The 2,202-nt window shown below is 56.5% G+C and carries 4 protein-coding genes; 1 reads left to right on the forward strand and 3 read right to left on the reverse strand.

Translation table 11 applies throughout. The features are described 5' to 3' along the window. Positions 1 to 12 precede the first annotated feature (12 nt). Complete coding sequence (locus ACTHV6_RS10685; protein ID WP_441387527.1) at positions 13 to 141, forward strand: CorA family divalent cation transporter; 129 nt, start codon at positions 13 to 15, stop codon at positions 139 to 141. Positions 142 to 162: 21 nt separating this feature from the next. Here ACTHV6_RS10685 and ACTHV6_RS10690 read toward each other — a convergent pair whose 3' ends face one another. The 3 genes from ACTHV6_RS10690 to ACTHV6_RS10700 all read right to left on the reverse strand — a co-directional run. Then, the gene (locus ACTHV6_RS10690; protein ID WP_441387519.1) at positions 163 to 1,017 is read right to left on the reverse strand and encodes an aldo/keto reductase; all 855 of its coding nucleotides are present in this window, start codon (positions 1,015 to 1,017) and stop codon (positions 163 to 165) included. Between the two features lie 10 nt (positions 1,018 to 1,027). Continuing rightward, positions 1,028 to 1,438, reverse strand: a complete 411-nt coding sequence (locus ACTHV6_RS10695) for a cupin domain-containing protein (protein ID WP_441387520.1) — start codon at positions 1,436 to 1,438, stop codon at positions 1,028 to 1,030. A 41-nt stretch (positions 1,439 to 1,479) separates the two neighbouring features. Further along, positions 1,480 to 2,202, reverse strand: a 723-nt coding sequence (locus ACTHV6_RS10700) for a dihydrofolate reductase family protein (RefSeq protein ID WP_441387521.1), incomplete at its 5' end; no start/stop codon positions are given.

A 2,202-nucleotide genomic window follows, 5' to 3' on the forward strand; every position in this document is an offset into this window, starting at 1 on the left:
ATCATCTCAGCGATCTATGGGATGAACTTCGACAAAATGCCCGAACTCCACTGGGCATTCGGATACCCCATGGCCATCGGAGCCATGGTGGTATCCGCTGCCGCGCTCTACTACGTGTTCAAGCGCAAGGACTGGATGTAGAGCTTTTCGCTCAACCGCTGATTACTTACCGCTGAACACTGGGAAATCCGCGTGCTCACCGTAATCCTTGGCGTCAACTGCCTTCAGCGCGGCCATGTCCTCATCGCTGATCTCGAAATCAAGGTCCGCATTGGTGCGCATGTGATCGAGGTTGACCGTCTTGGGTAACGGTTGAGTGCCTAGCTGCAGCGTGTACCGAATGCACAGCTGTGCGACACTGACGCCGTACTTCTCGGCAAGCGCGCCCAGCTCCGAGTTGCCCAGAATGTCTCCATGACCAATCGGTGAATATGCTTGCACGAGGATGTCCTTGGACTGGCAGTATTCGATGAGATCGACCGGGGTATTGCCAACGTGCACCAACAGCTGGTTGACGTGTGGTGCCACCTCGCAGTTGTCCAGAATGTTGTCTACGTCCTTCTGCTGGAAGTTGGAGATTCCGATGGACCGAATCTTGCCCGCCTTGTAAGCTTCCTCAAGCGCACGCCATGCCTCACGGTTACCCTCGAAGTAATCGCCACCTCGGAAATCAGCCCACGGTTGGGGGCTGTGGATGAGCATCAGATCAACATATTCCAAGCCCATTTTCTCCAGCGATCCGTCGATCGCTGCCACGGCACCGTCATAGTCCTTGATCTCCGCCGCCAGCTTCGTGGAGACGAACAGGTTCTCCCGTGCCACACCGCTGGTGCGCACACCCTCACCCACGCCACGTTCATTACCGTAGGCCTGAGCTGTGTCAATATTGCGGTAACCGATGCTGATAGCCTCGCCCACGGCGCGGGAGGCATCGTCGTCGTCAATAAACCATGTCCCGAAACCAACTTTCGGTATCAAAACACCGTTGGACAACACGTACGTTTCATTCAAAATCATAACTTCGCTCCTACTTCAGGTGTGCGTACTCTTCATCGGTCACGGGCTCGAGCCACTCGTTGCTCGTGTTGTCACCGGGGACTTCAATGGCCAGATGCGCAAACCACGAATCCGCCTTAGCACCGTGCCAGTGCTTGACGTTCGCCGGGATGCTCGCCACCGAACCGGGCTCCAGGCTCACCGGATCCTCGCCTTCCGCCTGATACCAGCCGCTGCCAGCCGTGCACAGGAGGATCTGGCCGCCACCTGCCGTGGCATGATGGATATGCCAGTTGTTGCGACACCCGGGTTCGAAGGTCACGTTGCCAACGGGAACACCCTCGGTGGTCAACATGGTCAGATAGCTCTGGCCAATGAAATTCTGTCCGTATGGATTCTTCTCCCCACGCGGGAAGATACTGTCAAAATCTTGCGTGCTCATGCTTTCTCCCAGATTCTCAGCGGCAATGTGGTGCGGTTCTACTACTGGTTTTTGACCATATAGCGCAGCCAGACGGCGCCGCCTTCTTTAACTTCCACTGTCTCCAGCGTAAAACTTCTTGGATCGTCACTGGTCAGATTTCGCGCTTCGAATACCGACGGGCTGTCTGAGGCGCCATCCACTGCCGCCGCAATGACGATACTGAGTTCGTCGCACATGCCAGCCTGAATAAAGGACCAATTCAGCACTCCCCCGCCGCCTAGCATCAGAAGCTCGATGTGGAAGAGGTTCTTGAGCTTGCTCATGGCCAGCTGATAGTCCAGCTCCCGTTCTCCCGCGATGATGTAGGAGATGCCGAGGCCACGCAAGAACGCCTTGTAGGAGTTACTCGCTTTGTCCGTCAGTACCTCCAGCACATGTGCCTTCGTGCCCGCGTAGTTGAGATCAGGGCTGTCCCAACCCAACTTCCCCGCCGGATCCACCGACACGTAGGACATTCCGGCATCCGGGACGGCCACGAAATCGCCATCTGGAACCAGAGGGGCTTCCGGGTCCAGTGCCGGGTCATGATAGTGGGTGAAATTATCGTCAGTGGTGATCCGCCCCGACAGCCAGCCCTGGTGCTTGTAGTAGGGATCGGGGCCGAAGGCGATCTCCTGAAATGCTTCTCCCGCCGCGTTACTTTCGGGCGTGTCCATGTACTTGCCAACGATCTTGCCGTCGATGGAGGTCAACATGTGACAGAAAATGTAGGGTCTATCCAT

Source organism: Ancrocorticia sp., from assembly GCF_052089425.1.
In the GTDB taxonomy this organism is placed as follows: Bacteria; Actinomycetota; Actinomycetes; order Actinomycetales; family Actinomycetaceae; genus Ancrocorticia.